The sequence below is a fragment of the Nonomuraea sp. NPDC003201 genome (assembly GCF_053590415.1).
The window spans coordinates 15,682-39,390 of sequence record NZ_JBSFTC010000074.1 but is presented as its reverse complement, the minus strand read 5'-3'; the positions used below and the strand labels follow the sequence as shown (position 1 = coordinate 39,390).

Here is a 23,709-nt window from a genome sequence, read left to right as displayed (position 1 = left end):
CCCCACCACCGCGCCGCACCTCACCACCGCGCCGCACCTCACCACCGCGCCGCACCTCACCACCGCGCCGCACCTCACCACCGCGCCGCACTTCGCTAGGACGCCACCCGAGACCCTGACCCCCGAGACCTCGGCCAATTCCTCAAACAAGGCCGCCAATATCGCCCTGGCAAGCGCGACAGCTCCAACATCAGCTCCGTAACTCGGCCCCGGGCGCGCGCAAATTTAGCCTGCAGCGGATACGAGCCCACTCTCATACGCCGCAATAACAAGCTGCGCCCGATCCCGAGCTTCCAGCTTGGCCAGCAACCGAGTGATATGAGTCTTCACCGTAGCCAAGCTCACCTGAAGATATTCCGCGATCTCCCCATTGGACAAGCCGCGCGCGATCAACATCAGAACTTCGCGCTCCCGCTCCGTAACCCCGTCCAACCCCTTTACCCGAGGCAGAACCGGTGTACGCGTGAACTCCTCAATCAGCCTGCGCGTAACCGTAGGCGCCAACAAAGCTTCCCCACTCGCGACCACGCGGATAGCGGCGAGCAGATCCGCAGGCGGCGTGTCCTTCAGCAGGAATCCGCTAGCCCCAGCCCTCAGTGCATCGTAGACATAAGAATCGAGGTCGAACATCGTCACGACAAGCACTCGGGAAATATCCCGGAGGCGCCGAGCGGCCTCGATCCCATCCATTTCGGGCATTCGAACGTCCATAAGCACAACATCCGGCCGCTGCTCCAAAGCGACAGTAACGGCCTCCACCCCAGTGGCCGCCTCACCGACAACAGCCAGATCCGGTTCGGAGTCCACAAGCACTCGAAAACTTCCCCTGAGCAACGCCTGATCGTCGGCGATAACGACCCGGATCACGAGACCTCCTCATAAGGCAGTTCGGCGAAAACACGAAACCCTCGGCCAGAAAGGCGCCCGGCTTCGAACGTCCCGCCGTACATCATGACCCGCTCCCGCATCCCGATCAGACCATGCCCGGTGCCGGCAGCAGACGACGTACGAGTGCCAGTCCCGTCATCCACCACCTCGATCCGTACTTTCTTGCCATCGGCGACCACGGACACCCGGCAGCGAGCGCGCGCGGCATGTTTGATGACATTCGTCAGCGCTTCCTGCACGATGCGATAAACCGACAGCCCCACGCCCTCAGGCATCCGCCCTCGCCTGCCTGGCTCCCCTTCTCCGCCCCCATCGCCGTTCCCGATCCGTACCTCGAGCCTGACCTCGACCCCGGCCAGCCGAGCCTGCGCCACCAGCCCTTCGATCCCCGCCAGACCAGGCGCGGGGACAAGGTCAGGCTTGGATGAAGATCGAAGCACACCGAGCAAATAGCGCATCTCAACCAGCGCGCTCCGGCTGGCCGTCTCGATCACACGCAGCGCGTCATGCGCCTCGTCCGGCCTGGTCGCCATCACGTGATTGGCCACGCCGGCCTTGACGGCGATCAATCCCACGCTGTGTGTGACCACATCGTGCAGCTCGCGAGCGATCCGTAAACGCTCGTCCGTCACCGCCTGCGCCGCCAACCGCTCAGCGTCGCGGGCCGCGTAGAGCCTGCGCTCCTGCACGGCCCGGCCGACGGTCCAAGCGCCGCCCAGCGCTGCGATCCCCATGAGTGGCTGGTCGAGATTCAACAGCCATCCCGGAGCGGTGTCACGCGGCGCACCTGCCAGAGCCAGGCCAAGAACCGTGACCAGGCTCAACCCGCCGATGGCCGACGTCGGGACAACGGCCCCGAACCTGTCGGAGAGGGCGACTATATAAAGCGCGTACGCAGGCGCGAGGTAGGCGAACCCCACGGCGTCGACCAGCGCGGCGAAGACGGCGACCACAAGCGTGAAGCAGAAGACAGGCAGGGGCCACAGTCTTCGCAGCCCCAGCGGCAGCCCCAGCCAGAAAGGGATGGCTATCCTCATCCAGGGCGGCAGCGCGGTGGCGTTCACCGCCACCGTGAAAGAGACAAACGCAAAGCACATCCCCGCCGCCAGATCGAGCATGATCAGCTGGCCACGGCTCAAGCGCCTGGCGAAGAAGGGATGGGTGTCGTCCACGCGTTGAACGGTAGCCGCTGCGGCGGTCTCCTCACGTCAACCCAGGGTCTGACCTTGAGATTCGAACCGTGGTCCGACGCGCGGGCCGCCCGCCGTCCCGCATCCTTTACGGCGTGATCGAACTCCAGCACCTCACGAAGCGCTACGGCGGCACCCTCGCCGTGGACGACCTGTCGTTCAAGGTCGAGCCGGGTCACGTGACCGGCTTCCTCGGCCCCAACGGCGCGGGCAAGTCCACCACGATGCGCCTGATCCTCGGCCTCGACGCCCCGACCTCCGGCCAGGCACTGGTCAACGGGCGCCGATACACGTCGATCGCCAAGCCGATGCACGAGGTGGGCGCCCTCCTCGATGCCGGTGCCGTCCACGGCGGTCGCAGCGCCTACAACCACCTGCTGTCCCTGGCCCGCACCAATGACATCGGCCCTACGCGCGTGGCCGAGGTGCTCGACCAGGTCGGCCTGGCAGGCGTGGCCCGAAAACGGGTGGGCGGATTCTCACTCGGCATGAAACAACGGCTCGGCATAGCGTCGGCGCTGCTCGGCGATCCGGCCGTGTTGATGTTCGACGAGCCAGTGAACGGCCTGGATCCAGATGGTGTGCGCTGGATCCGCGACCTCATGCGTTCTCTGGCCGCCGAAGGTCGCACGATCCTGCTCTCCAGCCATCTGATGAGCGAGATGGCCCTCACCGCCGAGCGCATCATCATCGTGGGCCGCGGCAGGCTGATCGCCGAGGCCACCGTCGCGGAGCTGACAGCGCGCTATCCCTCGCTAGAAGACGCCTACATGGCCCTGACTGCCGGAAGCGTGCAGTACGGAGCATCCCGATGAAAGCGGTCCTCTCCGCCGAATGGCTGAAGCTGCGCTCAGTGACCTCCACCTACCAGACGCTGGGCACGGCGGCCCTCACAGTGCTCCTGGGCGTGGTCTGGACGCTCTATGTGAGCGGCCTCGCCGACGAGCGGGGTGAGCTGCGGGCAGCGGCCCCAGAGCAGGGCTTCCTTCCGCTCGTCCAGATCAGTCTGGCGGTGCTGGGTGTGCTCGCGATCACTTCCGAGTACGCCACGGGGACGATCAGCACCAGTCTGATCGCCGTCCCGAAACGCGGCACATTACTTCTGGCCAAGGCCGGCATCGTCGGCCTGGCCACGTTGACAGCCGCGAACGCGGTCCTCCTGGTCACTTATTCGGCGAGCCGCTTGATAGCGAGCGGTCACGAGCTGGGCTTCAACAACACCTCGATCACCTCAGACCTGCCCATGCTGCTCGCTTCCGCCCTGTCGGTGACCGCCCTGGCACTGGTAGGCCTCGGCCTCGGCACCGCGATTCGCTCAACAGCGGGAGCAATCGTCTCGATCGTGGCATTGCTGTTCGTGCTTCCGGGTGTCGTCAACTACTTGCCCCCACCCTGGAACACCCGCGTGGCCACGCTCCTCCTACCGAACCTCGTCCCCCAAATAGCCGACCAGCGCCTCTCCTCGCGCTTGGGCGACGGTCTCCTGCCTCCTTGGGCCGCACTTGCCGCCCTCCTCGCCTATCCCCTCGTCGCCCTCGCCATCGGCTACTTCCAACTCAACCGAAGAGACGTCTGAGTCCTCCCTCCCCTTTTCCAGAACGAACACCACAGACGCCGCCACACAAACAAGACATGGTCCGATAGAGCGCCATCAGCTCCGAAACGAGCGCCCATACAGGCGCGCTCCCACGCGAACCGACATACCCGTAGGAGTATCCGGCGCCAGAAGTGACGAGCATCCCCTACGCCACGATCGAGCAACCCCAGACGCACTCTCACCACGGAAGCGCGGGCTGCGAAGCCGCCCTCACCGCTGGAGCGCCAGCGAAGCCCGCTCTAAGCACTGGAGCAAGGACACCAAAGCCCGCTCTCGCCACATGAGCAGCCAGTGAAATGAACACTCTCGCCCGAAGGACGCACGATCGTTCGAGTATCCCCGCACCAAGAACCAACGACCATGAATGCCCCAACCGCGGCAACAGCGCGAACGAGCATGCTTTCGCCCTACGACGGGACGCTTGTATGAGCATCCCCCAGCAGCCGGAAGAGCCACTTGCGTGAGCGTTTCCCTGAGGAGCGGCGGCACACTCTCGCTCAAGCGTCTTCAGTAAGCGCTATAACGACGGCCGCACGAGCGTCCTCACCATCACCTGACCGAACGTTCCCACACCACGGCAATGGCCCTGGGAACGCAAGTCCGCACGAACGCTCCTGCCTCAGGAACAGGCATAACGGAGCATTTCCCTCACGAACGGACCCACCCCGCATGACCACACTCATCCGAAGAATGGGTACCCCCATCGGCATCCTCAGCTCGAAGCGGACGGAAGCGTGAGCGTTCTTACCTCGGAATGGCTGAAGGTACGTTCCCTCCGCTCCACGCACCTGATTCTCAGCCTCAGCCTAGGCACGGTTGTCTTGGGGTTCGCACTCGCCATGATGGCCGCCAACATGTACGACACCGCCCCCGCCGCCCGGCGACCCGGCGCTCGGATCGCGGATCTGGAGGAGGCGATCGTGATCGTGCCCCAACTGTGCATGGGCATCCTGGGCACGCTTGCCACCACTTCCGAATACGTGACCGGCTTGATCAGAACGAGCTTGACCATCGTCCCGCGTCGTTGGCCCGTCCTCCTCGCCAAATCCGCCATCGTCGGCACGCTGGGCCTGATCATCGGCTTGGTGACGGTCTTCGGCACCTACTTCGTCACCCGATGGGTGATAGGCGACCGCTTCTCCGGCGCGTACACCGACGCCTTCATGGACCGACTGCCACTCCTCGCTGCCATCAGCCTCACGGTGCCTACGTTCGCGTTGCTCGGCTTGGGCTTGGGCGCGCTCTTCCGTTCGACCGCCGCCTCGATCGCCACCTTGGCCGGCCTCGTCTACGTGATCCCCATAGTCATCGGCAACATCCCGGAGCCATGGAGCGAACGCCTCGGCTCTGTGATGATCGGTGCACTTCCCCGCGAGATCACTGGCGACCTGATCACCACATCGGTATACGGCTCCCTTCTATCTCCCGCAGCGGCCGCCGCAGTGCTGATCGCCTACGCAGCGTTCCCGTTGGCAGTGGCCCTGTGGCTGGTAGGCCGGAGGGACGCCTGAGATGTCCACCCTGGGGCCTTTGATGCGACCACCCCATCACCGCATCAGGCCGAGCGCCACTTCTCGCCTCAGACGCGCCTGGCAACTCGTCCGCCGCATCATCGGTCTCCCAAGGACACGCCGCAACACCGTCGCAGCGGCACCCACAGGACAAGCAAGCGTGCCCGTTCACCGGGCACGGAGGCGCCGGCAGGATCCATGGGCTCCCCGTTTCCTGGCAAAGCGAGAAAGACCAGTCGTCCGCAACATCCGATCCGACCAGCACGCCATCGGTCTGCCACGCACGAAAGCGCCAGAAGAGCTCAACCGTCTCCGACAGCCAGCAACGCCCAACGAATCGGGCCGTTCACAACACCGCCGACCCTCCGCAGCCAAGGTTCCTGCCACCCCTTGGGGCGCCCACCAGCGCCAAAGCCATCAGTCGCACTCCCGAGTGGCGAGGACGGCCGGAACAGCAGGGACAAATGAAAACAGACGGGGCTACAGGGACAACAGGGACAGCGAATGCCTCAGCCGTCAGCAGCCACCCAGAGCGGCGAACGATGCCACACCATCCACAACACCTGCGCCCACTCAATGGACAGCGAGGACAACAAACCCCTCAGCCCTGAGCGGCCACCTGGACTGGCGATGGCACCGAACCATCAACGCCGACTGCGGCCGCTCAGAGGGGCAGCGGCGCCAAGTCCCCCAAATCGCTAGAGGCCGCTCCGGAGGGCGAGACCACCAAGCATCTCAGATGCCCGGCATCCACCCTGGAAGGCGAGGCCATCAAGCACCAGTGATGGCCGGGACTCACCCCGCAGGGCAAGACCAGCAATCCCCCGTGACGACCAGCACCCACCCTGGAGAGCGAGACAACCAAAGACTACTGACGACCAGCACACACCCCGGAGAGCAAGGTCGTCGGAACGTGCAGGCCGCCGGCGCCCCAAAGAGGCAGCGGCACCGCATCATCCGGGCCGGATGTCCCGCTAACCCGGAGGGGCGAAGGCAGCGAATCGCCCGGCCTTCGGTCGGCCTCCCGAAGGAGCAGGCGACGTGGTCGGATGCCCGGCCCACGCCCGCTCCCCCGGGGGTACGGCAGGCAAACGCGCCTGCCGTACCGTGGGAAAGCTCAGACCTCGAGGATCACAGGGATGATCATGGGGCGGCGGCGGTAGGTGTCGCTTACCCAACGTCCCACCGTGCGGCGGACCACCCGTCGGATCTCCTGCATGTCGACCACCCCATCTGCGGCCTTCTCCGCGAGGGCTCGCTCGATCTGCGGGATGAACTCCTCGAACTGGGCAGGATCGATGCCGGAACCACGCGCGTGGATCTCGGGGCCGGCGGTGAGCTTGCCCGTGTTGGAGTCGACCACGACGACCACCGAGATGAACCCCTCGTCGCCGAGAATCCTGCGGTCCTTCAGCGAGGTGTCGGTGATCTCGCCCACCGACGAGCCGTCGACGTAGACGTACCCGGCGTGAACCGCACCGACGATCTTCGCTCGGCCGTCGACCAGGTCCACCACGACGCCGTCCTCGGCGATCACGATGTGGTCCTCGGGCACGCCCGTGAGAGCGGCCAGCTTGGCGTGCGCACGCAAATGACGCCACTCACCGTGAACGGGCATGAAGTTCGACGGGCGGGTCAGGTTGAGCACGTACAGGAGCTCGCCGGCGGCCGCGTGGCCGGAGACGTGCACCTTGGCGTTGCCCTTGTGCACGACGCGGGCGCCCCACCTGGTCAGCCCGTTGATGACCTTGTTGACCGCGGTCTCGTTCCCCGGAACCAGCGACGAGGCCAGGAGTACGGTGTCACCCTCGGCGATGCGGATCGGATGATCGCGGTTGGCCATCCTGGACAGCGCGGCCATGGGCTCGCCTTGAGAGCCGGTGCAGATGAGCACCACGTCCTGCGGCGGCCACTCCTCGATGTCGCGCGAGTCGACGATCAGCTCCGGCGGCACCTTGAGATATCCCAGGTCGCGGGCCACGCCCATGTTGCGCACCATCGAACGTCCGACCAGGGCCACCTTGCGGCGGTGCCTGGCGGCGGCGTCCATCACCTGCTGAATGCGGTGCACGTGCGAGGCGAAGCTGGCCACGATGACCCGCTGTTCGGAGGTGCGAATCACCTCGTCGATGACCGGCCCGATCTCGCGCTCGCTGGTGACGAACCCTGGCACTTCGGCGTTGGTGGAGTCGGACATCAGCAGGTCGACGCCCTCGGTGCCGAGCCTGGCGAAACCGCCGAGGTCGGTGAGGCGGCCGTCGCTCGGCAACTGGTCCATGCGGAAGTCGCCGGTGTGCAGGACTATGCCCGCAGGCGTCCTGATGGCGACGGCCAGTGCGTCGGGGATCGAGTGGTTGACCGCGAGGAACTCGCAGTCGAACGGCCCGAAGGTGTGCCGTTCGCCCTCGACGACCTCGAGCTTGGTCGGTTGGATCCTGTGCTCGGTGAGCTTGGCCTCGATCAGGGCAAGCGTGAGCCTCGATCCGATGAGCGGGATATCGCGCCGCTCGCGCAGCAGGTATGGCACCGCCCCGATGTGGTCTTCGTGAGCGTGCGTGAGCACCACGGCTTCGACGTCGTCGAGCCGGTCTCTGATGTATTCGAAGTCGGGCAGGATGAGGTCGACACCCGGCTGATCGGGCTCGGGGAAGAGTACCCCGCAGTCGACGATCAGCAGACGGCCGTCATATTCGAAGACGGCCATGTTCCGGCCGATCTCCCCCAACCCGCCGAGTGCGACGATGCGCAAGCCGCCATCAGGCAGCACCGGCGGGGGACCAAGCTCAGGATGCGGATGGCTCATGCCTGGCCCCCACGGTCAGTTCGTGTTCTCAAAACTCCCGGTTCCTCCCCGTTCCTATGCGTCTGTCAACTTCACCCCGCCGGCTACCAGGCAAGCACGCAGCTCGGCGATTTGCGTCTCTGTCGCGTCCACGAGCGGCAGTCGTACCGAACCCACCGGTACGCCCACCATGCTCAGTGCCGCCTTTGCCATGATCGCGCCACCGGCGCGCAGCATGATCCCGTCTACCACAGGGGCCACCTGGCCGTGTACGGCCAGGGCCTGGGAGACCTCACCGTTCTTGTGCAGGTGGATCATGCGCGCCAGCTCGGCGCCCACCACATGCCCGACGACGCTGACGAACCCGGCCGCCCCCAGGGAGAGCCAGGCCAGGTTGAGCAGGTCGTCGCCGGAGTAGAAGGCCAGCTCGGTCGCGCTCATCACCTGGCTGGCGGCGAACAGATCACCCTTGGCGTCCTTGACGGCCACGATGCGTTCGTGCTGCGCCAGCCTCAGCAGAGTCTCGGTCTTGATCGGCACGCCACTGCGCCCCGGAATGTCGTACAACATCACCGGAAGGTCGGTCGCGTCGGCGACGGCGGTGAAGTGCTGGTACAGCCCCTCTTGAGGAGGCTTGTTGTAGTAAGGCGTCACCACCAGCAGACCGTGCGCGCCCGCACGTGCCGCCTGCTTCGCGAGCTCGACACTGTGGCGGGTGTCGTTGGTGCCCGCCCCTGCGACCACAGTCGCGCGATCGCCGACCGCCTCGAGGACGGCGCTGACGATGCGCTGCTTCTCCTCGTCCGACGTGGTGGGCGACTCACCGGTCGTCCCGTTGACGATCAAGCCGTCGTTGCGCTGCTCGTCCACCAGGTAGGCGGCAAGACGTCGCACAGCCACATAATCGACCTCGCCGTCAGGAGTGAACGGCGTGACCATGGCGGTCAGCATGCGGCCGAAGGGCGCGTCTGTGGTTCCAGTTGGCGATGCCATAGTGCGAACGCTACCTGGATTCAGAAATCCATTGGACGCCGCCACCCCGCTTTGCCTGCCTGGAGCCGCTTTTTGCCCCCTTTTGCGGGGGTCTCAGAGGCTTCCCTGACGACGACAACCATCTCACCTGACATCGGAACCCGTCCACTGATCGTCAAGTCACGGGGACGGACCCAGCAGGCCACGCTCAGCACCACACCTAACCTACCCACCACGCCCGCCAGGCGGGGCACCATGCCTGGCAAGCACGCCCGAATGGGGGCCAGGCAGGGCGCCAGACTTGGCGGCAGCATCCAAAGCACCCCGCAGGCCCACCAAGAGCACTACGCCTGACCGTCGCAGCCGAAAGCAGGACGGGCTACCGGGCCTTCCCGCCGCAACCGGAAACACCTGTCGGGTCGCATGGGGTGCCGCATCCCACGGCCATAGGCGAAAGCAGCACCGCCTACGCGATCTTCCCGCCGTAACCGAAACACCCGTCGGATCGCGAAGCGCGCCGCATCCGGTCGCGTCCACGAGAGCGGTGTACGAGTTTGGCCTGGTCACGGGCATAGCATCGTGAAAAGCGACGGCTACCCAACCTCCCCAGGGGCAGCCGAAGCGCCCGTCAGGCCGCATAGCGCTCCACACCCCACCGCCGCAGCCGACAGCAGCACCGGGTACTCGACCTTCCCACCGCGGCCAAGCACCTGTCAGCCCGCATAGTGCGCCGCATTCGACGGCCAAAGCCACAGCAGGCCGCGGTGGGCACCGTAGGTGACCGGTTGGGTCCGCAGCGCCCGGCTGGCCGAGTTGCCGCCGGCCTCGGTGATCCCGACGCGTATCCCCGTCAGCCCACGACCCTCGTCTGGAGGGAAGCCGCAGGCGGAAGTTGCGAGGGACTTTCCCGCCCTGGCGGACGCCCCAGAGGAGTGCGGCGGCCGTTACGCTCCCCCGGCTTCCAAAGGTGAGCCCGCCTGCGCACGGTTGCCCCGGTCATGTTGCAAGGCTTCTACTACGACAGTTCGATCTGGTATCTGATGAAACCTCGGTTCTCAGCCACCTTGTCGTACAAGCTGCGTGCTGTCGCGTTTGACTCATGCGTGTTCCAGTACACGCGGGAGCAGCCGCGCTCCCGGGCCCAGGCGGTCACAGCCTCGATCAGTGCGCGAGCCACGCCTCTGCCTCGGGCTTCTGAAGCGGTGAACAGGTCCTGCAGGTAGCAGACGTCGGTGTCGGGCGCCGAGGTGTTCGCGTGGGTGAAGAAGTGCGTGATGCCGACGAGCCTGCCGTCCAGCCTCGCGCCGAAGGCGTGCAGACGGGTGTCCGCCTGGAACTCCTGCCATGCGCGGTCGTACATCTTGTCCGGTTCGACACGCTGATAGAAGTCGATGTACGCGCGGAACAGGTCCTCCCAAACATCCCGGTCGGATGGAAGGAGCCTGCCTATGTCGATCATGAAGCTTCCTCTTGCTTGGACATCTCCGAGGAGCACAGGTCAGCTGTGGCTTGGCGCGGCAGTGCGGGATATGTCCTGGAGAGTGATTGATGTCGGAGTCAGTGCCACCAACTTAGGGAAAAGTGGCCCAGTGAGGTACGGCCACTCGGCGGTGATATCAGAAGACCACTTGCGCCTGATGGTCAGTCGCCACACGCATTGACGCGGCAAGACATTCGAACAACAGTGCACTCCACCGCACCGCAGCGAACAGCAGTGCATCCGTCGCGCGCCTCGAATGGCAGCGCACCCATCGCACGCGGCCGGTCGAAAAACTGCAGCCCACTGCATGGCTCGAACGGCGAAGCGCCTGTGCACACCCTGGAAGGTGACGGTCTGTGCACGTCTCGAACGGCGACACATCCACCTGGCGTTCAAAGGCCACGCCGCTATCAGACCTTTGCAAAGCATCGTGGCCGGCCAGGCGCCTCACCAGCCAGGTCGCCTCAACCAGGCAACGCGGCCATCCCACCTCCAAAGCTCATATTGACCGCAAGCCTCGCACGGCAGCGCGCCGACCAGGCTCCACCTCACTAGCGAGGCTGCTTTGAGAGGCATCGCGGCCACCGTGGACCTCGACAGCCCGTCCATCGCATGCTCCACAAGAGAGCCCTCCAACTGGCTCAGCCGCCGACGGCCAGGCCGATTGACGTACGCAACGCAGCCACCGCCGCTCCGTGGCCGCATCCACTGCCGGACTCAAACGACTGCGTACCCCAGCGACAGCGCAGGCGCCGCTCGTTTCGAAATCCGGCGCCCATCGCGAGCGTCACGAGGTAACGTGCGACCAGGAGTCTCACTGATCAGGACCGCTCAAGGGGCAGCGCACTCACCGGACTTCCGAGGTCTGTGCCCATCGCAGACGCCGGACGTGCGGATGCGCCCGAAGGACCGGGTCAGCAGCCGTGTTCGGCCAGGTCACATCACTGGTCAGGGTGCCGCTGCGGCCCCAAGTACGCGAATTGGAAGAGGTCGCCGATATGTGCTCGGGGGTACACACATCGACGACCTCTACCGGAGAATCGGCCCCTCTTACACCGGCGTTACAGGGTTTCTCCGATAATTTTCTGCCATCGCAAAGTTGGGGCTCCAACGACCATCGATGACGGTCGGTTACCTGCCGAATACGGCAACATGGGGCAACGCCTCACACGAACCCCCAGGGATGGACTAGTGGCCACCTCAGATCCGGTCTACCTGCGTGTCGTCGAAGACATTCGGCGGCAGATCACCGACGGCACCCTTCCCCCCGGTGCGCCGATCCCATCACGAGCGCAGCTGACCCGTAAATATCAGGTCGGAGAGACCGCCGCCCGGCACGCGCTACGCGTGCTCGCGGGTGAAGGCCTCATCATCGGCCGCGTGGGCTCGGGCCATTACGTCAGGGAACGCCCCGACCTCACCCCGCTCTACCGATGGCGCTTTCTCGATCACCCCGCCCCGTTCGCGGCCGATCTGCAGTCGCAGGGTAGACGCGTGACATGGGACTGGCACAGCGAACCAACCGAAGCGGGGCCCGACATCGCCAAACGCCTGCGCCTCAGCGAGTCGACCACGCTGACCAGAACGCACTACATCTTTCGCGGCGAGGGCAAACCGCTGCAGCTCGCCACGTCGTACGAGCCGCTGGAGTTCACCCCCCACTCCGAGGAGGAGCGGCGGAGCCTGGTCGCCAGGATGTATGCGCACGGCGTAAAGATCACTGAAGTCGTCGAGAGCGTGCACACCCGGGTTCCGCGCCCCGCGGAGAGCGACGCGCTCGATCTGGCGGCCGGCGTCCACGTGCTGCACATCGAGCGCACCCATTGGGCAGGTGACCGTCCCGTCGAGACGAGCGACATCGTCGTTCCAGGCGACCGGTTCAGAGTCACGTACAGCATGCCCGTCTGAGCTCTCGGACACGGGCGTCTCCGGGCGAAGCCCCTTCTCGCCCGGAGCCCCTCAGCCCGGGTACAGCGGCGATCACCTCCTTTTGACGGGTGAGCCGGTTCTGACGGTGCTGTGAGCCTCCGCAAGGCTTGCCAGCGGGTCAATCCGGTCCACAATCGGGCTTATTTGCCCTGATCCACGAATTCTGCGAGCACGGTGGGAGCGGGCGCACACGCCGGGTCCGTCGGCAGCTCGAACCTCATCCCGGCACAGACCTGGTCACGCTCCGGCCTCCGCGAGGGAGCAAGTGACGACGGTACGCACCCAGCGAACCGCCGTAGGCGTTGAGGATCGCATCGAAGTCCTCGTCCGGCCTGCCGCGAACCGCATCGTCGCTCACTCAGGTAGGCGGCGTCGAGACCGCGGCAGCACTGCGCGTTCACGGCGCCGGCGGTGAACTTGGTGCCCGTGGCCTGGCTGAGTTGGCGTGGAAGGCTGCCGACGCCGTCGCCGACGAGCAGCGGACCGCAGGCGTACGGCGCCGCGATGCGCCCACGCCGACGATGGGCTGGGCGGCGCCGACCAGGATGAGACCGATCCATGGCGGAGGCCTCGCTGGGGTGACAGTGACGTAGTCGGGGCGGCGATACCCCGTACATCTCCGTCAATATCCCCCAGGAAGCTCCACAGCCGCCGCCCAAGCGCTACAGGCGGTCACTTCTTGACCAACCACCACAGCCTCCCGGCAAGGTCCATCCCCGAGCTTCCGCCCTGCCTCAGCCGACCGACAACGTCCGGGCCCGCCGTACGCGAAGACTGCTACGGGACGCGCTGGCCGAGCTCATCGAGGTACGCGGGTTCGAACGTCTCACCGTGGGTGAAATCACCGAGCGAGCGATGGTGAGCCGTGCCACTTTTATCGGAATTATCGCGATAAATACCACCTCGCGGAGCAAATCGTCGACGAGGCTATGGCGGCGCTACTGGGCAGTATGGGCGATCACGACGAGCGGCCCTCGATCGAGCGCTGGGCCGCGCTCTTTGAACATGTCGCCGAATTTCGGCGTTTGTACGGCGCATCGCTCAGCAAAAGGCAGCCCGTGGTTTGCGGCGAAGACGCGGTCCTGCTCTCGAACATGGTCGCCCAGCACCTGGTCCCGCTCCCCACATCGAGCGGCCTGGTCGCGACGCCGGCCGGCGGGATGTTCGTACACGTGATCACGTGGTGGCTGGAGAACGGGCGGCCGATGGCACCGTACGGGATCGCCACGCAGACGAGGCGGCCCGCCTCCGCCTTGATCACGGAGGACGACCGCTTGCCGGGCTTACACATCTCACCCATCCGGCGACGAACGCTGGATTTCAGGCAAAAGCGCAGGTCAGAGATTGTCGGTGCGCGCTGATACAACGGACGCGGAGGTTGCCGATGCGAGTCAAAGACCTGTCCAAGAGCGACCGGCCACGCGAACGGCTCATGTCCAGCGGTGCCGCCGCGCTGGCGGACCGCGAGCTGCTGGCCGTGCTGCTCGGCTCGGGATTTCGCGGGTCGAGTGCCCTGGATCTCGCCAGCCAGGTGATCAAGCACTGCGGAGATCTCGATGGCCTCCGCCGTTCGGACCCGCATCGGTTACTCGCCGTGCCCGGAGTGGGCCCCGCCAAGGCCGCGCGAGTCGCCGCGGCCTTCCATCTCGTACGCCGTGCGGACGCGTGGCCGGAGCGCGAGCGGATCACCAGCACATCCGACCTCGCCAACCACTGCGCCCCGCTGCTCCGGGGCCGCAAGCAGGAGCGGCTGGTCCTGGTCGTGTGCGACACCCGTGGCAGGGTGCTGAAGCATTCGATCCTGACCGAAGGCGCGTCCGACCACACGGCGGTGCCGATCCGGGAGGTGATCACGGAGGTGCTCACCGCGAGCGGAGCCATGTTCGGCCTCGCGCACAACCACCCGGCCGGCTCCCTCGAACCGAGCCAGTCCGACCTCGAGGCCACGGCCCAACTCATCCGAGCCGCCGAGACGGTGGGGCTACGGCTCCTCGACCACCTGATCATCACGGATGCCGCCTGGCGGCGAATCCCTACATAAATCAATTCCTCTAGGGACCATGAACCCACCGAACACCAAAGGGAATCATCCTGTGTATAGCGCCGAACTGCAGTTTTCCAAGGGACGGCCATGAGAATCTAATACCGCGGGTAGGCCGTTACGGACGTCAGCCGGCCATTACTCGCAGCGGCATGGTCCCTTGCCTCCGGAGGGCTCGGGACCATGCCCGACACTCGCACCGATCCCAGGCGAAGCCCGGCGCTCTTCGGCGGGCGTTCGGGCAGGCGCGTCGCCTGGAATCGCAAGGTGCGCCCCCGATGGCACCTGCGTTGTGCCATCACCTAGGGTGTCCGGTTCGCGCGCTCGGCGGCCAAAGCGCGAACCGGACACCTGTCCATCCTCCGCAGGCCCGCGGCAAGCGGTGAGAGCCTTATCCGTTGGGTGTGGCGTGGTGGGCAAGGCCATCCCGTACGGCATCCGTTGGGTGTGGCGTGGTGGGCAAGGCCATCCCGTACGGCATTTACGACCTGGCCTCCGGGAGCGGACAGGTCGACGTCGGCGCTGACCACGACACCGCCGCGTCCACCGTGGAGTCCATCCGCCACACCACCGATGTCATAGATGCCTGGCTGCGCGCCCACCCGACGTGCAGGTCATGTGCTGGGGACAGCTCGGGCGCCTACGCCGAAGCGATCCGCCGCGCATTGCCGGATGCCATCCAGATTGCTGATCGGTGGCACCTGCGGCACAGCTTCGGCGAGGCGGTTTGAAAGAAGTCACCGCCCACAGCGCCTGCTGGGCCAAGACTGGACCGCCCATGCAGAACGGGTAAGCACCTCTCTACCACTACATCGCCCAAGGCCGCGTCGAAGCCGATCGCCTGCCCATCTCCCCGCGCCGGTTTGCCAGGCTGCTGCTCACCCGTCCCGGCACCCTCAGCGAAGAGCACCGGAGCTTGCTGGACGGCCTCATCGTCGCCTGCCCGAAGATGGTCGACCGGACGGGACTCATCCGCGGTTTCGCCGATCTGCTCCGGCCACGCGAAGACAGTGCCGACCGTCTCGATGCGTGGATCGCCGCAGCCGACGCCACCGATCTGCCTCACCTGCACGCCTTCATCCGACAGCCTTGACCAGGCCCGCGATGCCGTCACCTTGCCCTTTCACAACGGTGCGACCGAGAGTGTGAACACCAAGACCAAGAGCATCATGTGACAGATGCACGGCCGTGGCGGGTTCGACCTTCTGCGCCACCGCATCCTGCTGCGATGGATCACCCAGCGCCACCACCGATTACGGGACAGAACCGTTGTTCCTACCGGCCCGTGCCGTCCAGCAGGCTAGTCCAGATAGCCAGCGCGCTTGCCTGGGTGTTCCAGAGACTTTCCTCGATCACCAGCTTTTGACGAAAGCGACGAGTCCTGCGGATGAAGTACAGGCCGCCGCTCTGGCACAGCTCGTAGAACGTCGGCTTACAAGCGCACGTGTAATCCCGGACTCTCACACGTACGGCGCGCGGCGACGAGGGATACCACTTGATGACGGCGTGATCGGGCTGTGGGTCCGGCACGTGGACCGCAATCTGGCAGCAGGGCCAGTCGAGGGGCTTGGGCACGGTTGAACAATACGTCTGGTCGTCTCCTCTCGTCTAGCGAGTAGGGACGCTCTGTCTATATAGACAGCACGATATGGGAGGTCTTGCACCTGTTGGTCTAAGTTGCAGGCGTGCTCGACTATGACGGGGACACCCACATCTACCTCCAGATCGCCGAGATCCTTCGGCAACGAGTCTCCGGGCTCGCGTCCGGACACCCGGTGCCGAGCGAGGCGGACATCCAGCAGGAGTTCGGCGTCGCCAGGACCACTGCCAGGCGGGCGGTGCACGTACTTCGCGAGGAAGGGCTTATCTACACCGTTCAGGGCGAAGGGACCTTTGTCGGCGGGCCAGATGAAGCACCTCGTAAGCAGCGGAAAGTCCCTCTATACCAACAGATCGCGACGGACATCGCCGAGCAGATCAAGGACGGACGTTTCTTGCCGCGGCGCTCCATACCGGGCGAGTCGGCGCTGGTGGAGCAGTATGACGTGGCCCGGGAGACCGTGCGGCGAGCTATGGCGCTCCTGCGGGAGCAAGGGTGGATCTACACGGTTGCGCAGCGCGGCAGTTACGTGTCGCCGACGGAGTCGTGGCCCCAGGGCTGACTGTGCTCGCCTGCTTGTATCCAGACGTCTACGCTGTGAGCATGCTCGACCGTGACGGGCCGGTCCCGATCTACGTACAGATTGCCGACCTGATCCAGGAGCAGATCGTCGGCGGGCGGTTGCGAGCCGGCGAGGCCGTGCCGAGTGAGGCGGCGTTGGAGGCGGGGTTCGGTGTCGCGCGATCGACCGCACGTAACGTGGTTCGGGAGCTGCGCGAGCGTCGTCTTGTCCACACCGTGCAAGGCGAAGGCACCTTTGTTGGGCCTATCGGTATTCCTCGGGTAAGGGCGAAGAGGGCCCGCTATCTGGATATTGCTCATGATATCGCTGCGAAAATCAGGCGCGGTAAGCTCCGGCCGAACTGTTCGCTATCGAGCGATGCGACCTTGATGCTGCGGCATGGGGTTGCCAGGGTCACGGTCCGGAAGGCCATTGCGCATCTCAGGGAGCAGGGCTGGGTGTTCACTGTTCCTTATAGAGGGACTTATGTGAATGAGCCCGGAAAGTGGCCCTCGAACGAGAGCGCCCGGTAGCCCCACTGCTCCTCGTGTCCCACTGCTCCTCGTGTCCCACTGCGCCTTCTGCCCTACTGCGCCTTGTGCCTCGCTGCGTCCCTGGTAGGTGCGGCGCCTCACTGGGTGAGGGAGGTCGTCGGGGGCGTGTTGCCGGCGGACTGGAGGAAGGTCGCGTTGCGGCTGGACCCAGTGAGCGACGCCAGGGACGGGGAACGGGCTGATACGACGGCAAGCGAGGGAACCCGATCTCCGCTCATACCACGGCGAACGGGGAAGGGATCTTCACCGCGGCTGCCCCAGCGAGTCGCCGGGGGCGTGTTGCCGGCGGACTGGAGGAAGGTCGCGTTGCGGCTGGACCCAGTGAGCGGCGCCAGGGACGGCGGACGGGCTGAAACGACGGCAAGCGAGGGAACCCGATCTCCGCTCATACCACGGCGAACGGGGAAGGGATCTTCACCGCGGCTGCCCCAGCGAGTCGCCGGAGGCGCGTTGCCGGCGGACTGGAGGAAGGTCGCGTTGCGGCTGGACCCAGTGAGCGGCGCCAGGGACGGCGGACGGGCTGAAACGACGGCAAGCGAGAGAACCGATCTCCCCTCATACCACGGCGAACGGGGAACGGATCTTCACCGCGGCTGCCCCAGCGAATCGCCGGAGGCGCGTTGCCGACGGACCGGAGGAAGGTCGCGTTGCGGCTGGACCCAGTGAGCGACGCCAGGAACGGCGGACGGGCTGAAACGACGGCAAGCGAGGGAACCGATCTCCGCTCATACGACGGCGGACGAGGGAAGGGATTTTCGCTGCGGCCGGCCCAGCGAGTCGCCGTGGCTGCCGGCAACCCCACTGCCGGTAAGTCCCCCTGCCGGCGAGTCGCCACCCAGCTGAGTTGCTTCGATTTCGTGGGGCGCCGGTTTTCTGTTGGCGTGGCGGTAAGGCCGGGGGTGGCGATCGAGGAGGTACGGCGGCCGGAGTCACCGATAGTGCTTCCCGGATAGCCGTCGGTTCTCGCGTCATGCTGGGTCCGTATGTTTAGAGCACGTATCCACCCTTCCACCAGACGTTTTCCTTGTGCAGGTCTGTACCGTTTCGTCTACGATCCGTACCGTGTTAGATCGCGAAGGTCCCGTGCCTATCTACAAGCAGGTCGCTGACCTGGTCCGCGATCAGATCGAGCGAGGTGAACTCCAAGCCGGCGATCCGGTGCCCAGCGAGGCGACGCTCGAGAAGGATTACGACATCGCGCGCACCACGGCCCGGCGGGTGGCTCGTGAACTGCGGGAGCAGGGGCTGGCGCACACCATTCAGGGCGAGGGGACGTTCGTCGGCCGGCCGGGGACGCCGCGCTCACCCAGGAAGGTGCCGCTGTATCAGCAGATCTCCACGGAGGTCTCCACGCGTATCGTCCAGGGCGAGCTCTCGCCGAACCGGGCTATTCCCGGCGAGAAAGTGATGATGCGGCAATACGGCGTAGCCAAGGTGACGGTGCGGCAGGCGGTGGCGCATCTCAGGGAGCAGGGATGGGTGTTCACCGTCCCTTATAGGGGCACTTTTGTGAATGGGCCGGAAAAGTGGCCCAGGAATAGGGATTCTTAATCCCCCTCCCATGTCAGGCCGCTTGTATATCATTGAGACGTGCTGGATCGCTCGGGGGGCACGTACCTCTATCTTCAGATCAGCGAAGTCCTCAAGTCACGCATAACCGGCAAGCTCTCCCCAGGGGATCTCGTGATCAGCGAGGCGGGGATCCAGCGGGAGTTCCGGGTGGCCCGGACCACGGCGCGGCGGGCGATTCGGGTGCTGCGCAACCAAGGGCTGGTCCACACTCGCCAAGGCGAGGGCACATTCGTCAGCTCCCCCGGCGAAGGGGCCGAGCAGATTCCGCTCTACCAGCAGATCGCCGACGAAATCAGGGAACGCATCAAGGCCGGCGAGCTGGCCGCGCACCGGCCGCTGCCGCGCGAGGTGACGCTGGTGCGCCAGTACGGCGCCGCCCGCGAGACCGTACGGCGGGCCATAGCGCTGCTGCGGGAGCAGGGATGGGTGTTCACCGTCCCACACCGCGGCAGTTACGTCGCACCCGAGGAGCGCCGGCCGCCTTCCTGATCCACGACGCGAAACCACAGGCACACCACCATGGTCAAGTCGTCCACCTCGTACCCCTGGCTCTTCCAGTAGCGGCGGTGGCCCTCGCGCCAGTGCTCCACCGAGCGGAAGCCCTCGCCTTCAGCCTGGGCGAACTCCCAGGTGACCGCCGCGAACGGGGTCAGCTCCACCCGCGTCATCTCTATCTCGGCCACCCGCGCACCCGCGTCGTCCACGAGGACCAGGCGCTCGCCGACGTGCTCCACCTCCTCGCCCTCGGCGTGGTAGTCGAGGGGCAGCAGACCGGCCGTGGCCGTTTTCTCGCCCGCCAAAGTAAGGTCGGTCAACTGGGTACGGAACGCGCCGGGCGTGCCCAACTCCAGAACCCTGAGTCCGTCGATGCGTGGCCACATAGAACGCATATTAGAAGACCGGGATGATGTCCTCCGGATCGATGAAGTCCACCTCTACGCCTTCCAGGTCCAGCTCGGGAATGGCGGGGAAGGCGATGCCCCAGCGTTCCACGATCGCGCGGATCCTGGCCATGGCCACGCGCCAGTTCTCCGCCTGTTCCTCGTACGACAGCACGCCCAGGCCCGCCTGCCTGGCGTGGTCCATGAGAACGCGATGGTTGGGCAGGAAGTACGGCGGCAGCTCCCAGAAACCCCCGGGCGGCTCCCAGAGAATCATGCTGAGGAACACGAAGCCCGCTCTGAGCTGGCGGGTGATGAGGGTGCGGGTCTCGTCGGTGAGCCCCGGCCATTCGTTCTCCAGAATGGTCATGCAGATTTGCAGATGGCGGGACTCGTCCCTGCCTATTCGCTGGAACATCTCGCTGAAGACCGGATGTTGAGTGCCCGACGACATTCCTCTGAACAGCGTCGAGGCGGCCATTTCCCCCATCATGAAGCTGGTGAAGAGGACCGGCAGCGAATATTTGCCGACGGCGGAGGTGTAGCCGGTCCAGTAGCGGCCGCCGTTGTGGTAGAGCCAGCCGATGTTGTTGTGGGCGGCCCTTTCGAGATCGTCCGACGGGGTCCAGTCGAGCGGGCCGCCGGGCCACAGTCTGGCGATGGTGCGCTGGCAGCATTCCTCGTGGTTCATCTCGTCACGGGTGATCGAGAAGAAGCACTTCCTGACCGGATCCTCTTCGTGTTTTTCGAAGGCCTGGATCGTGGCGCGGGCGAACACCGCCGGCCCCGACGCGTCGAAGTTCGCCAGGACCGCGAACCAGTACATGATTCCCAGCCGCTGCTCCCGGGTGAAGTCGTCCGGGTCCAGGCCGTCCCAGGGCAGGTCGGCGGGGTTCCAGACCACGCGCTTGGACTTCTCGTAGATCGCGGCGAGCTTCTCGGTCTCTACCCGCCACTCCATGGGATAGATGTTGGGCTGCGGGATCTCCGGCGCGGGCCAGAAACCGCCCTCTGGGATCGTGAGGTCCGCCATTGTTGTGACACCTCCTCTCCCATCCTGCGTGCAGGCGTCACGCCTTTCAAGTACGGGCACGCTGAGTGACGGCCACGCACACGAGCACGGCCAGCGCGGTGGCCACCGTGGCCGGGCCGAACCGCTCCCCCATCAGGAACCAGGCCCAGAGCAGGGTGAGAAGGGGCTGGGTGAGCTGCGTCTGCCCGGCCCGGGCGATGCCGCCCCGCGCCAGGCCCGCGTACCAGGGGATGAAGCCGAGGAACATCGAGATCAGCGACACGTACGCGAAGCCCGCTATCGCGTGGGGAGCCGGCGTGATGGGGGTGAGGAGGGCCAGCGCGACGGTCACGGGGACGGTGAGGGGGAGCGAGAGGACGAGGGTGTGGGAGATGACCTGCCAGCCCGGGGTCCGCCTGGACAGCCGCCCGCCCTCCGTGTAGCCGATCGCGGCCGACAGCAGCGCGCCCACCAGGAGCAGGTCGGGCCAGGTGGGCGTGCCCTGGTTCTGGGTGAGGGTGAAGGCCGTGATGGCCAGGGCTCCCGCCGCGCAGGCCACCCAGAAGAGCGGGCGGGGGCGTTCCGCCGCCCTGACGACGGCGCAGGCGGCGGTGGCGGCCGGGAGGAGGGCTATCACGACGGCGGCGTGCGACGTGCTGGCGCCCAGGGCCAGAGCCAGGCCGCTGAAGACGGGGAAGCCGAAGACCACACCCAGCGAGATGAGCGCGTACGACGGCCAATCCCGCCTATGCGGAATTATCGGGATTTTTGCAAATTTAAGGCAAATCAGCGCGATAAATCCGGCTATGCAGGCTCGGCCGATCGCCACCAGCCACGGATGGAAGCCCTCCATGGCATAAACGGTGGCGGGGAAGGAGCCGGAGAAGGCCAGAACGCCCAGGAAAGCTAGAGAGGTGCCTTGCGCGGCGCGATCCAGAACGGGAGGGAGTGCTACTCCATCGGGAGCAGTAGCGCTATTCTGTCTCTTCATGGACAACGATAGCAGTATCGCCCAGATCGCCGCGATTCTGCGCGAAGAGGCCGACCGGGCAGGCCCGGGGGCGCGGCTGCCGTCCAGCCGGGAGATCATGCGACGGCACAACGTCTCGCCCGTCACCGTGTCCAGGGCCATCGGACAGCTGGCCGCCGAGGGCAGGGTGGTCGCGCGGCCCGGCAGCGGGGTGTTCGTGACCCCTCAGGTGCCCGCCGCGCAGGAGGCGGTCGATCTCTCGTGGCAGACGGTGGCGCTCGGGGACCGGGTGGTCGACGAGGAGCCCGTGGCGACGCTGCTGGGGGCGGCGGCCGAAGGGGTCGTACCCCTCACCGGCGGCTATCTGCCGGCGGGCCTGCGGCCGGACAGGCAGCTGGGGGCCGCGGCGGCGCGGGCGGTACGCAGGCCGGACGCGTGGGCCATGCCGCCCTTGGCGGGGCTTCAGGAGCTGCGCAGGTGGTTCGCCAGGCAGACCGGGGGCGACGTGACCGCGGCCGACGCGCTGATCGTCAGCGGGGGGCAGGCGGCACTCACTCATGCGTTCCGGGCGCTGGCGGCCCCGGGCACGCCGGTGCTGGTCGAGACGCCCACCTACCCGGGCGCGCTCGCGGCGGCCAGGGCGGCCGGGCTGCGGCCCACGGCCGTGCCCGTCGACCGGGACGGCGTACGTCCTGAGCTGCTGGCCGAGGCGTTCGCCGTCACGGGGGCAAGGGTCTTCTTCTGCCAGCCCACCCTGCAGAACCCGACGGGGGCCACCCTGCCGGTGGAGCGCAGGGAGCAGGTGTTGCAGGTGGCCAGGGCGGCGGGGGCATTCGTGGTCGAGGACGACTTCGCGCGGTACCTGACCGAGCAGGCGCCGGCGTCCCTGGCCTCCATGGACCAGCACGGCACCGTCGTCCACGTGAGATCGCTGACGAAGATCCTGTCGCCGAGCATGCGGGTGGCGGCCGTGATCGCCAGGGGGCCGGCCGCGCGCCGGCTGCGGGCGAGCCAGCTCGTGGAGTCGTTCTTCGTGGCGCGGCCGCTGCAGGAGACGGCGCTGGAGTTCGTGGGGTCGCCGGCCTGGCAGCGGTATCTGGCGGCCGTGCACAGCGAGATCAGGACCAGGCGCGACGCCCTCGCTGCGGCGCTCGCCACCCACATGCCGCGGGCGGAGGTGCACCTGCTGCCCATCGGCGGGATGCACCTGTGGGTGCGCCTGCCCGCCGAGGTCGACGAGAACGCGCTGGTCGAGGCCGCCAGGCGGAACGGCGCGCTGGTGAGTCCGGGCAGGATGTACTACCCGTCGGAGCCGCCGGGGCCGAGGATCCGGGTGACGCACATCGCCGCCGCCCATCTGGCCGAGTTGCACGAGGGGGTGCGGCGACTCGCCGGGGCGTTGGCTGAGGTGACTCGGACCGGCTGAGGAAGCTCTGGGCGAGATCGGCGGCGAAGAGGGGTTCGCGTCGTCTCCAAGGGTCAAACACCGATACGGTGTAACTCGTGCCTTGTGGCATGGACGGCAGGCGAAGGAGCGGGCCGAGATGGCAGACGTAGGCGTCCGGGCGGCCCGGCGCGAGGATGTGCTCCAGGTTGCGAATTGTCAGATCCGCGCCTGGCGCTATGGCTATCGGGATTTCCTCCCCGAAGGGCCACTCGAGCAGATGACAGGCGCGGCGGCCGAGAAGATGTGGCTGCGCCAGTGGGACGAGGCGATCGTGGCCCCGCCCACCCCAAGGCACCGGGTGCTGGTGGCGGTGGAGACCATCCTCGACACCGAGGGCTTCCCCGCCCTCGGCGCGGGCGGCAGCGCCGCCCTGACCACCCCCCGGGGTGGCGAACGCGTGGTGGGGCTGGCCTCACACGCTCCCGCCGAGGATCCCGACCTGGATCCCACCGTGGTGGCCGAGATGCTGACGCTGCTGGTCGACCCCGATTTCGTACGCCGGGGCCACGGCAGCCGGCTGCTCAACGCGACCGTCGACTACCTGCGTGAGGACGGCTTCCGGCAGATCGTCACCTGGGTGTTCGCCGACAACTACGCGGTGCTGGGCTTCCTGGAGTCGGCCGGCTGGGGCGAGGACATGGCCGAACGCGTGCTCGACATGGGCCGTCCGATCCGGATGATCAGGCTCACGACGGACATCAGCTAGAGGACGAACGACAGA

The 23,709-nt window shown here is 66.3% G+C and carries 20 protein-coding genes and 4 pseudogenes; 15 read left to right on the top strand and 9 right to left on the bottom strand.

Annotated elements, in window-relative coordinates; translation table 11 throughout:
- Positions 1–202 (top strand): annotated as a pseudogene (locus tag ACWDX9_RS25395) (hypothetical protein); the annotation flags it as partial.
- 23 nt (positions 203–225) lie between these two features.
- Here the strand turns inward: ACWDX9_RS25395 and ACWDX9_RS25390 are convergent.
- Both ACWDX9_RS25390 and ACWDX9_RS25385 read right to left on the bottom strand, forming a co-directional pair.
- Complete coding sequence (locus ACWDX9_RS25390; RefSeq protein WP_449957904.1) at positions 226–867, bottom strand: response regulator; 642 nt, start codon at positions 865–867, stop codon at positions 226–228.
- The gene (locus ACWDX9_RS25385; protein WP_449957902.1) at positions 864–2,060 is read right to left on the bottom strand and encodes a sensor histidine kinase; all 1,197 of its coding nucleotides are present in this window, start codon (positions 2,058–2,060) and stop codon (positions 864–866) included. The genes ACWDX9_RS25390 and ACWDX9_RS25385 overlap by 4 nt, the downstream gene beginning before the upstream one ends.
- 113 nt (positions 2,061–2,173) lie before the next feature.
- Between ACWDX9_RS25385 and ACWDX9_RS25380 the strand changes: the two are divergent.
- From ACWDX9_RS25380 to ACWDX9_RS25370, 3 genes and pseudogenes are all read left to right on the top strand, one after another.
- Positions 2,174–2,827, top strand: a pseudogene (locus ACWDX9_RS25380) (ABC transporter ATP-binding protein); the annotation flags it as partial.
- 62 nt (positions 2,828–2,889) lie between these two features.
- The gene (locus ACWDX9_RS25375) at positions 2,890–3,654 is read left to right on the top strand and encodes an ABC transporter permease subunit (RefSeq protein WP_449957900.1); all 765 of its coding nucleotides are present in this window, start codon (positions 2,890–2,892) and stop codon (positions 3,652–3,654) included.
- A 755-nt stretch (positions 3,655–4,409) separates the two neighbouring features.
- Positions 4,410–5,186, top strand: a complete 777-nt coding sequence (locus tag ACWDX9_RS25370; RefSeq protein ID WP_449957898.1) for an ABC transporter permease — start codon at positions 4,410–4,412, stop codon at positions 5,184–5,186.
- A 1,117-nt stretch (positions 5,187–6,303) separates the two neighbouring features.
- On the opposite strand, the gene ACWDX9_RS25365 is transcribed toward ACWDX9_RS25370, so the two are convergent.
- The 3 genes from ACWDX9_RS25365 to ACWDX9_RS25355 all read right to left on the bottom strand — a co-directional run bounded on the left by ACWDX9_RS25365 (position 6,304) and on the right by ACWDX9_RS25355 (position 10,399).
- Positions 6,304–7,989, bottom strand: coding sequence for a ribonuclease J (locus tag ACWDX9_RS25365; protein ID WP_449957896.1), 1,686 nt, complete (start codon positions 7,987–7,989; stop codon positions 6,304–6,306).
- A gap of 54 nt (positions 7,990–8,043) precedes the next feature.
- Complete coding sequence (gene dapA, locus ACWDX9_RS25360; protein ID WP_449957894.1) at positions 8,044–8,961, bottom strand: 4-hydroxy-tetrahydrodipicolinate synthase; 918 nt, start codon at positions 8,959–8,961, stop codon at positions 8,044–8,046.
- A 994-nt stretch (positions 8,962–9,955) separates the two neighbouring features.
- Positions 9,956–10,399, bottom strand: a complete 444-nt coding sequence (locus ACWDX9_RS25355; RefSeq protein WP_449957892.1) for a GNAT family N-acetyltransferase — start codon at positions 10,397–10,399, stop codon at positions 9,956–9,958.
- 1,173 nt (positions 10,400–11,572) lie between these two features.
- On the opposite strand from ACWDX9_RS25355, the gene ACWDX9_RS25350 reads away from it, so the two are divergent.
- The 5 genes and pseudogenes from ACWDX9_RS25350 to ACWDX9_RS25330 all read left to right on the top strand — a co-directional run.
- Positions 11,573–12,328, top strand: a complete 756-nt coding sequence (locus ACWDX9_RS25350) for a GntR family transcriptional regulator (RefSeq protein ID WP_449957890.1) — start codon at positions 11,573–11,575, stop codon at positions 12,326–12,328.
- A 971-nt stretch (positions 12,329–13,299) separates the two neighbouring features.
- The gene (locus ACWDX9_RS25345; protein ID WP_449957888.1) at positions 13,300–13,710 is read left to right on the top strand and encodes a hypothetical protein; all 411 of its coding nucleotides are present in this window, start codon (positions 13,300–13,302) and stop codon (positions 13,708–13,710) included.
- A gap of 23 nt (positions 13,711–13,733) precedes the next feature.
- Positions 13,734–14,390, top strand: a complete 657-nt coding sequence (radC, locus tag ACWDX9_RS25340; protein WP_363967676.1) for a RadC family protein — start codon at positions 13,734–13,736, stop codon at positions 14,388–14,390.
- Between the two features lie 455 nt (positions 14,391–14,845).
- Positions 14,846–14,953: pseudogene (locus ACWDX9_RS25335) on the top strand (ISAzo13-like element transposase-related protein); the annotation flags it as partial.
- Positions 14,954–14,991: 38 nt separating this feature from the next.
- Positions 14,992–15,565, top strand: a pseudogene (locus ACWDX9_RS25330) (transposase); the annotation flags it as partial.
- A 100-nt stretch (positions 15,566–15,665) separates the two neighbouring features.
- Here ACWDX9_RS25330 and ACWDX9_RS25325 read toward each other — a convergent pair.
- On the bottom strand, positions 15,666–15,965 hold the full coding sequence (locus ACWDX9_RS25325) for a hypothetical protein (protein WP_449957886.1): 300 nt from the start codon (positions 15,963–15,965) through the stop codon (positions 15,666–15,668).
- 110 nt (positions 15,966–16,075) lie between these two features.
- Here ACWDX9_RS25325 and ACWDX9_RS25320 point away from each other — a divergent pair, with 110 nt between their 5' ends.
- The 4 genes from ACWDX9_RS25320 (at position 16,076) to ACWDX9_RS25305 (ending at position 19,167) form a co-directional block, all read left to right on the top strand.
- Positions 16,076–16,552, top strand: coding sequence for a GntR family transcriptional regulator (locus ACWDX9_RS25320; RefSeq protein WP_449957884.1), 477 nt, complete (start codon positions 16,076–16,078; stop codon positions 16,550–16,552).
- A gap of 41 nt (positions 16,553–16,593) precedes the next feature.
- Positions 16,594–17,085: a GntR family transcriptional regulator gene (locus ACWDX9_RS25315; RefSeq protein WP_449957882.1), complete on the top strand. Its 492-nt coding sequence runs from the start codon at positions 16,594–16,596 to the stop codon at positions 17,083–17,085.
- A gap of 1,083 nt (positions 17,086–18,168) precedes the next feature.
- Positions 18,169–18,657 (top strand): GntR family transcriptional regulator, encoded by a 489-nt coding sequence (locus ACWDX9_RS25310; protein ID WP_449957880.1) that lies wholly within the window; start codon positions 18,169–18,171, stop codon positions 18,655–18,657.
- A gap of 39 nt (positions 18,658–18,696) precedes the next feature.
- Complete coding sequence (locus ACWDX9_RS25305) at positions 18,697–19,167, top strand: GntR family transcriptional regulator (RefSeq protein ID WP_449957878.1); 471 nt, start codon at positions 18,697–18,699, stop codon at positions 19,165–19,167.
- Here ACWDX9_RS25305 and ACWDX9_RS25300 read toward each other — a convergent pair.
- The 3 genes from ACWDX9_RS25300 to ACWDX9_RS25290 are packed head-to-tail and all read right to left on the bottom strand — an operon-like array spanning position 19,131 to position 21,562.
- Positions 19,131–19,559: an ASCH domain-containing protein gene (locus tag ACWDX9_RS25300; RefSeq protein ID WP_449957876.1), complete on the bottom strand. Its 429-nt coding sequence runs from the start codon at positions 19,557–19,559 to the stop codon at positions 19,131–19,133. The two genes, ACWDX9_RS25305 and ACWDX9_RS25300, sit on opposite strands and share 37 nt — an antisense overlap.
- A 10-nt stretch (positions 19,560–19,569) precedes the next feature.
- Complete coding sequence (locus ACWDX9_RS25295) at positions 19,570–20,592, bottom strand: hypothetical protein (RefSeq protein ID WP_449957874.1); 1,023 nt, start codon at positions 20,590–20,592, stop codon at positions 19,570–19,572.
- Between the two features lie 46 nt (positions 20,593–20,638).
- The gene (locus ACWDX9_RS25290; protein WP_449957872.1) at positions 20,639–21,562 is read right to left on the bottom strand and encodes a DMT family transporter; all 924 of its coding nucleotides are present in this window, start codon (positions 21,560–21,562) and stop codon (positions 20,639–20,641) included.
- On the opposite strand from ACWDX9_RS25290, the gene ACWDX9_RS25285 reads away from it, so the two are divergent.
- Together ACWDX9_RS25285 and ACWDX9_RS25280 are read left to right on the top strand one after the other, a co-directional pair.
- The gene (locus ACWDX9_RS25285; RefSeq protein WP_449957870.1) at positions 21,561–22,967 is read left to right on the top strand and encodes an aminotransferase-like domain-containing protein; all 1,407 of its coding nucleotides are present in this window, start codon (positions 21,561–21,563) and stop codon (positions 22,965–22,967) included. The genes ACWDX9_RS25290 and ACWDX9_RS25285 overlap by 2 nt on opposite strands.
- Positions 22,968–23,205: 238 nt before the next feature.
- Complete coding sequence (locus tag ACWDX9_RS25280) at positions 23,206–23,694, top strand: GNAT family N-acetyltransferase (RefSeq protein WP_350724665.1); 489 nt, start codon at positions 23,206–23,208, stop codon at positions 23,692–23,694.
- Positions 23,695–23,709 lie beyond the last annotated feature (15 nt).

What these genes read in the sequence shown, in the direction of transcription:
- ACWDX9_RS25295 (WP_449957874.1), bottom strand. Translation starts at nt 20,592, where the DNA reads ATGGCGGACCTCACGATCCCAGAGGGCGGTTTCTGGCCCGCGCCGGAG.
- ACWDX9_RS25285 (WP_449957870.1), top strand. Translation starts at nt 21,561, where the DNA reads ATGGACAACGATAGCAGTATCGCCCAGATCGCCGCGATTCTGCGCGAA.
- ACWDX9_RS25355 (WP_449957892.1), bottom strand. Translation starts at nt 10,399, where the DNA reads ATGATCGACATAGGCAGGCTCCTTCCATCCGACCGGGATGTTTGGGAG.
- ACWDX9_RS25300 (WP_449957876.1), bottom strand. Translation starts at nt 19,559, where the DNA reads ATGTGGCCACGCATCGACGGACTCAGGGTTCTGGAGTTGGGCACGCCC.
- dapA (WP_449957894.1), bottom strand. Translation starts at nt 8,961, where the DNA reads ATGGCATCGCCAACTGGAACCACAGACGCGCCCTTCGGCCGCATGCTG.
- ACWDX9_RS25315 (WP_449957882.1), top strand. Translation starts at nt 16,594, where the DNA reads ATGCTCGACCGTGACGGGCCGGTCCCGATCTACGTACAGATTGCCGAC.
- radC (WP_363967676.1), top strand. Translation starts at nt 13,734, where the DNA reads ATGCGAGTCAAAGACCTGTCCAAGAGCGACCGGCCACGCGAACGGCTC.
- ACWDX9_RS25345 (WP_449957888.1), top strand. Translation starts at nt 13,300, where the DNA reads ATGGGCGATCACGACGAGCGGCCCTCGATCGAGCGCTGGGCCGCGCTC.
- ACWDX9_RS25290 (WP_449957872.1), bottom strand. Translation starts at nt 21,562, where the DNA reads ATGAAGAGACAGAATAGCGCTACTGCTCCCGATGGAGTAGCACTCCCT.
- ACWDX9_RS25350 (WP_449957890.1), top strand. Translation starts at nt 11,573, where the DNA reads ATGGGGCAACGCCTCACACGAACCCCCAGGGATGGACTAGTGGCCACC.
- ACWDX9_RS25280 (WP_350724665.1), top strand. Translation starts at nt 23,206, where the DNA reads ATGACAGGCGCGGCGGCCGAGAAGATGTGGCTGCGCCAGTGGGACGAG.
- ACWDX9_RS25375 (WP_449957900.1), top strand. Translation starts at nt 2,890, where the DNA reads ATGAAAGCGGTCCTCTCCGCCGAATGGCTGAAGCTGCGCTCAGTGACC.
- ACWDX9_RS25365 (WP_449957896.1), bottom strand. Translation starts at nt 7,989, where the DNA reads ATGAGCCATCCGCATCCTGAGCTTGGTCCCCCGCCGGTGCTGCCTGAT.